Annotated in this window: 8 protein-coding genes; 2 read left to right on the plus strand and 6 right to left on the minus strand. The window is 62.7% G+C overall.

The window, feature by feature from the left end; translation table 11 throughout:
* Positions 1 to 180 (minus strand): hypothetical protein (locus ACMNI9_RS02710; RefSeq protein WP_418830754.1); only part of this gene is annotated, 180 nt, incomplete at its 3' end.
* Between the two features lie 700 nt (positions 181 to 880).
* Between ACMNI9_RS02710 and ACMNI9_RS02715 the strand changes: the two genes are divergently transcribed.
* Positions 881 to 1,882 carry a P1 family peptidase gene (locus ACMNI9_RS02715; protein ID WP_418830756.1) on the plus strand — a complete coding sequence of 334 codons (1,002 nt, stop codon included), beginning with the start codon at positions 881 to 883 and terminating at the stop codon, positions 1,880 to 1,882.
* Between the two features lie 9 nt (positions 1,883 to 1,891).
* On the plus strand, positions 1,892 to 3,145 hold the full coding sequence (locus ACMNI9_RS02720; RefSeq protein WP_418830758.1) for a chloride channel protein: 1,254 nt from the start codon (positions 1,892 to 1,894) through the stop codon (positions 3,143 to 3,145).
* A 31-nt stretch (positions 3,146 to 3,176) separates the two neighbouring features.
* Here the strand turns inward: ACMNI9_RS02720 and ACMNI9_RS02725 are convergent, their stop codons facing one another.
* From ACMNI9_RS02725 to nadD, 5 genes are all read right to left on the minus strand, one after another.
* A complete protein-coding gene (locus ACMNI9_RS02725) occupies positions 3,177 to 3,485 on the minus strand; it encodes an addiction module antidote protein (protein ID WP_418830759.1) in 309 nt (102 codons plus the stop codon).
* On the minus strand, positions 3,469 to 3,804 hold the full coding sequence (locus ACMNI9_RS02730) for a type II toxin-antitoxin system RelE/ParE family toxin (RefSeq protein ID WP_418830760.1): 336 nt from the start codon (positions 3,802 to 3,804) through the stop codon (positions 3,469 to 3,471). The genes ACMNI9_RS02725 and ACMNI9_RS02730 overlap by 17 nt, the downstream gene beginning before the upstream one ends.
* Positions 3,805 to 4,105: 301 nt before the next feature.
* Complete coding sequence (rsfS, locus tag ACMNI9_RS02735; RefSeq protein WP_244596838.1) at positions 4,106 to 4,543, minus strand: ribosome silencing factor; 438 nt, start codon at positions 4,541 to 4,543, stop codon at positions 4,106 to 4,108.
* Positions 4,540 to 5,208, minus strand: coding sequence for a bis(5'-nucleosyl)-tetraphosphatase (symmetrical) YqeK (gene yqeK / locus ACMNI9_RS02740; protein ID WP_418830762.1), 669 nt, complete (start codon positions 5,206 to 5,208; stop codon positions 4,540 to 4,542). Before yqeK ends, rsfS begins: the two co-directional genes overlap by 4 nt.
* The coding region (nadD, locus tag ACMNI9_RS02745) for a nicotinate-nucleotide adenylyltransferase (protein WP_418830764.1) at positions 5,205 to 5,837 on the minus strand (633 nt) is incomplete at its 5' end. The genes yqeK and nadD, both read right to left, overlap by 4 nt.

Consider the following 5,837-nt stretch of genomic DNA (forward strand, 5'->3'; position numbering starts at 1 on the left):
TTCCGCGTACTCCAGCGCTACGAACGATTTGCCGAATCCCTCGGGCGCAACGATGAACCGGGGAACATGGCGCTCCCTCAGCAACTTCGCAATGAGGTCGGGGCGCCGGTAGTGGCGGGCCGAGACGAATCGCTGCGGACGACGTCCGCGACAAGCGGTCTTGGTCAGAAAATCTGGCATGCGAATCACTCCCATCGTAAGGGAGGGATGCAGCGGTTTGAAAGGGTTTCCACCGTATCACTGCGAAGAGGGCGCCGCAAGCCGACATAAGTTCGATCCCGGCATCTTTTCGCCGGCGAACCCATATAGGCATACATCATGCCCCCATCCCGCGAAAACCTCGCAGGCGCTCCGGAACGTCCCTTCGCCGTCGGAAAGGCCCCGTTTCGCCCGATCGCAAGCCGTCCGATTCGGAAAGGCCCCGCGCGTCGGCATGGATCCAACGGCAGGCACCTTGCTTGCTGCACAATTCTTTCCCCAATGTTGCGTTTGAGAGGCGCGCTGAGAGACGGCCTTCGATACGACCGTGCGTTTCGCCTGGTCGCGTTCTTTCGCCGCCGACGAGAGAGCCTCGGCTGCGCTCGCGCGCAACATTGGAGAAAGAATCGTGCACATAGGAACGTTGCTCGTGCACGCAGGAACGCGGATGCGGCGGTTTGACGGCACCCGCGCAGCCGCAGCCCTCGCCGACAACGGACCCGTTCCCGCGATTCGCGCAAGGTCGGTTCCCGGCGGCCCCCGCACGGCACCGGCCGGTTCGCGCAACAGGGACCGATCCCTCCTCCACGCCGGATTCGGTCGTATCCTTCAACAGCGAAGGCTCCTTCCACGGTGTACAATGCGACTACTGCATGACCAGTCTCCTCAGGAAGGAACCGCCATGATCCAGCCCGCTTCCCTCTCCGATCTGCCCGCGTTTCTGTGCGGGCACGCGCACGATGCCGCTGCGGCAACGGGCTGCACCGTGGTCATCGCGCCCGAAGGCGGCGTCTGCGGCGTCGATGTGCGCGGAGGCGGACCCGCCACGCGCGAGACCGATCTGCTCAAGCCGGAGAACATGATCCAAGCCGTGCACGCCGTTGTCCTTTCGGGCGGCAGCGCTTTCGGCTTAGCGGCGTCGACCGGCGTGATGGAGGAGCTGGCGGAACGCGGGATCGGCTTTCCCGTCGAAAGCGCGCGGGTGCCGATCGTGTGCGGAGCGTGCCTGTTCGACCTGCTCGTAGGCCAAAACGCGCATCCCGACGCAACCATGGGCCGCGCTGCCGCCCGCGCGGCTTTCGAGCGTAAAGCAACCGAGCCGCTTGAAGAAGGAAACGTCGGCGCCGGATGCGGGGCCACGGTTGGAAAGCTCCTGGGCGGCGATCGGGCCATGAAGGCCGGGCTGGGCATCTGCGGGCTGGGCATGGGAGACGTGGTGGCGGTGGCCATCGTCGCCGTGAACGCACTTGGCAACGTCTGCGAAAGCGACGGCACGTGGATCGCCGGATGCCGAGGAGAAAACGGCCTTGTCATGGATCCGCTCGATGCGCTGGCCGAGCTCGCAAGCCGCATCCAAGACGACGGAAGCCGAGCAATCCCAAGCGAAGGGCCCTGCCCGAACACCACCATCGGGCTGGTTCTCACGAATGCTCGCATAACCAAGGCGCAGGCCACCAAAGTATCGTCCACCGTCCACGACGCGTACGCCCGGGCCATCAAGCCCGTCCACACGTCCGGCGACGGCGACACCGTGTTCACGTTCTCCTCGTGCGAAGCGGAGGCCGACTACGACTTGGTGGCCATGCTGGCCACCGAAGCCATGCAGGGCGCCGTCGTGCGCGCCGTGCAAACGGCGCAAAGCGCGCACGGCCTGCCCTGCGCCCGAGACATCGTCGCGCGTTAGGAGCGCATCGTGAAGGCAGCGAAGTTCGCAAACCGCTCACTGTTCGTCGCGTCGGTCATCGTGACCGGAGCCATAGCGGGAGCGTTCGTGTGGTTTCTCCTCTTCGTCATGAACCTGGGCATCTCTTTTATATGGGAGAAGATGCCCGCGCATTTCGGGCCGTACTTCCCCCTGGCGGCCTGCTTGGTGGGAGGGTTGATCATCGGCCTGTTCACCAAGCGCTTCGGCCCGTACCCCGAAGACCTCAACGAGGTCATGGCCAAGGTAAAGCAAGACGGCCGCTACGAATACGACAAGCTGGGAACCATGTCCATCGCAGCGCTTCTTCCTCTGTTCTTCGGCGGATCCATCGGCCCTGAAGCCGGCTTGACCGGGGCGATCGCCGGCATTTGCACCTGGGTAGGCGACCGCATGAAGCGCTTCGGATCCGACTTCAAGCAGCTCACCTCGGTCGGCACCATGGCTGCGCTTTCTGCCATATTCACCGCACCCCTGTTCGGGTTCGCCGCACCGCTTTACGGCGGAGAGCCCGAAGGGTCCGAGCAGACCATCACCCTTCCGAAAACCTCGAAGCTGGTCGTGTACTTTTGCGCGATAGCAGGAGCGTTGGGCGCGCTCATGGGCTTGTCGTCGCTGTTCGGCGGAGGCATGTCGCTTCCGCATTACAGCAACATCCACGTCGGCGCGACGGAAGTGGTCTGGTTCCTGCCGCTTGCCTTGATCGGCGCGGCGGGCGGGTGGCTGTTCTGCGCGTTCGACGGCTGCTTCAAGCGAGCATCGGACAAGATGGGAGACCGCCCGGTGCTGAAAGCGGTCATCGCGGGGCTTGCCCTTGCAACCATGGGCATAGCGCTGCCGTTCACGATGTTCGCCGGCGAAGTGCAAACCGAGCAGCTTAACGAAGTTTGGATGAGCATGGGGGCTGTCACGCTGCTTGCAACAGGATTCGCGAAAGTGGCCATCACGCCCCTGTGCATCCGATTCGGCTGGAGGGGCGGGCATTTCTTTCCCGTCATCTTCGCCGGCGTCTCCATCGGTTACGGCATGGCGGCGCTCACGGGAGCCGACCCCGTGTTCTGCCTGTGCGCCTGCACGGCAGCGCTCGTCGGCGGCGTCATGCGCCAACCGCTTATGACCGTATTGCTGCTGTTCCTGTGCTTCCCGGTGAAAGGCATCGTGGTGATGATCGCCGCAGCCGCATTAGGAGCAGCCCTCCCCCTTCCGAAGGCGCTGCGAACGACTACCGAAAAAAGCCATGCGTAAACCGCGCCGCTTCCAGCCGTTTCCGACCGGCCTATGCGTCAGGAACAACCTCAAGCTTGAAGCCAAGGGCCGAAAGCACGTCGACAACGGTGCCGAACCGCGGGTTGCCCTCCGCCGATAGCGACTTGTACAAGCTTTCGCGACCGACCCCTGCCTGCTGTGCTACCTGCGCCATTCCTCCGCGCGCCTTCGCCACGTCGCCGAGAGCCCTTTGAAAGAACTCGGGATCGCCCTCGGCCAGCGCGGCAGTGAGGTACGATGCGATCATCTCCTCGGAGTCCAAATAGTCGGAAACGCAAAACTCCTTAACCTTTAGCGTCCGTCTAAACGGATTCTTCATCGAAAGCCCCTTCCTGCCGTATGCGCCGAGCAAGCCGCTTCGCTCGCGCGATATCGAAACGCTGAGACCCTTTGTCTCCGCCACACAAAAGCAGAACGACCCTGCACCCATGCCGCATGCCGTACAAACGATAGCCCGGCCCCTGCATGACGCGGAATTCGATCACCGCATCCCCGACCGCGCGGACATCGCCCCAAAGCCCGTCCTCCAGGCGAGCAATCCTCGCAAGAATGGCCACGCGAGCGCTTTCGTCCTTCAACCGCCTGAGCCACCGAGCGAACGTCGCCGTGCTGAAAACCTGAACAGAACCGTCTGCCATCTTTGCTCATTTGTATCTTATAGGATACAACTTGCTACGTCAAGCGTCTTAACAAGAGCATAACGAGGCAATCTAGCGCGCAGATGGCGCATATCCAGCGCGGATCCCACCTGATTTGCCACGGATCCAGCAGCTTCCCAGCAAAAATCCAGCACGCTCCTGACGCGAATCCAGCGCGGACCGCGCGAAAGCCCAGAACGTTTCTCACGCGCATCCAGCGCGCATCGAAACAGCCTGGTCAACGAGAAACGGGGCCGAAGCCCCGTTTCTCGTTGCAAACCGTATAGCGTGCGGATGACCGCTACTTGCGCCCGAGCATCTTCGCAATGCGATCGGAATACTCGATCTCGGTCAGACCCGCTTCCTTCGCCAGATCCACCACGGGCGCGTCGTTCCAGAGCGCCTCCAGTCGGTAGTAGTCGCGCGTTTCGGGCTGGAACACGTGCACGACGAAGCTGCCGTAATCGAGCAGCGACCAGGTGCCGTCCTGCGTTCCCTCGCGATGCAGGGGCTTCAGGCGGCCCTGCGTGCGAACAGCCTCTTCGATCTCGTCGACGATAGCCTCGACCTGGCGGTTGTTCGACGCGGTTGCAATCACGAAGTAATCGGTTACGCCGATAAGCTCGCGTACCTCCTGCACCATGATGTCGGTAGCCTTCTTCTCGTCAGCGGCGCGCGCAGCGATGAGCGCGCATTCGCGAGAGGTCACCTCGGGGGTCTCGTTCTTCGTTTCGGTCACGCTATTCCTTTCTTCGGTGTTTCGCCTGCGGCTTCTCGCGCGCGGACAAGGTAATGGTTCCATATTTCGAGCGTTCGCGGATACACCCGCTTACGCCGATCGATAAGGTTGAGAAGAACATGTTGAAAGGTTGCCAAGAACAGCTCTTCGAGCGAGACCTGGCCAACCAGCGCGCGCAGCTTTTCCAGCCCATCGTATTTTCTGCCGGGCTCGACGGCATCGGCAACGTACACGACCATATCCAAATCGCTCATGCCGATAGCGCCCGTCGTATGCAGCTCGATGGCCCGCACGATATCGCACGGGATGCAAGGATACGCCCGCGAAAGCGCGAGCGCGGCCGTGGGACCGTGCAAAAGCGCCGGAAGGTCCCCGATCGCAGAGGAATCGACGTCGAGTCCCAGCTCTTCAGCCCGTCGGAGAATGCCCTCGTCGTCGAAGCTCTTGTCCCAGTCGTGCAGCAGCCCCGCCAAGCGCGCTTTACGCTCGTCGACGCCGTACAAACGCGCAAGCCGCACGGCGGTGTCGGCCACCCCCAGCGTGTGCTCGTACCGGGAGCGCTTGAGCCTTGCCTTCAAATCCTGCCTGCGCGCTTCGAAAAACGCGTCGGACAGCGCGTCATCCTCGTAAGGAGCAGGCACGCACGATGCATCCCGTTCGCTCATCGCAACGACCCTCCTTCCGTGCCGCCGCATGCGGTACAGCCTTGTACGCGATACAGCGCATGCGCTTGAATATAGTCGAGAACGCCCTGCATGGTCAAATAGCGAATCGACCTTCCCGCCGCAACCCGACCCCTCAAGTCACTCGAGGAGATGGCAAGCGCCGTAACTTCCAGATAGTCGACCGTGAAGCTCCCTCGCTCGGCGATGGCCTCACGATGCGATTCGGACAGCGCGTAGCCCGGCCTTGTAACCGCGATCAAACGAGCCAGATCGGCGATGGCCGCGCTTTCCCGCCATTGCAGGATGTGGTACACCGCATCGGCCCCGGTGATGAAGCACAGCTCCACGTTGGCGGGGTAATGCGCGCGCATCTGGCGCAGCGTGTCCACCGTGTACGTGTCGCCGCCGCGGTCGATCTCGATCGAGCTCACATCGAACGCAGGATTGCTGTCCACGGCAACGCGGCACATCTCAAGACGGTGCGCGGCAGGAGTCACGTTCCTGTCCTTCTTGAACACCGGATTGCCTGCGGGAACGAACACCACGCCGTCCAGCCCGTAAGCCTCGCGCGCCTGCTCGGCGCACGCAAGGTGCCCGATATGGATGGGGTCGAACGTGCCCCCCATGAT

Source organism: Paraeggerthella sp. (assembly GCF_048427265.1).
Lineage (GTDB): Bacteria > Actinomycetota > Coriobacteriia > Coriobacteriales > Eggerthellaceae > Paraeggerthella > Paraeggerthella hominis.

Coding starts and splice junctions, on each gene's coding strand:
- yqeK (WP_418830762.1), bottom strand. CDS start 5,208: ATGAGCGAACGGGATGCATCGTGCGTGCCTGCTCCTTACGAGGATGAC.
- ACMNI9_RS02725 (WP_418830759.1), bottom strand. CDS start 3,485: ATGAAGAATCCGTTTAGACGGACGCTAAAGGTTAAGGAGTTTTGCGTT.
- ACMNI9_RS02730 (WP_418830760.1), bottom strand. CDS start 3,804: ATGGCAGACGGTTCTGTTCAGGTTTTCAGCACGGCGACGTTCGCTCGG.
- ACMNI9_RS02715 (WP_418830756.1), top strand. CDS start 881: ATGATCCAGCCCGCTTCCCTCTCCGATCTGCCCGCGTTTCTGTGCGGG.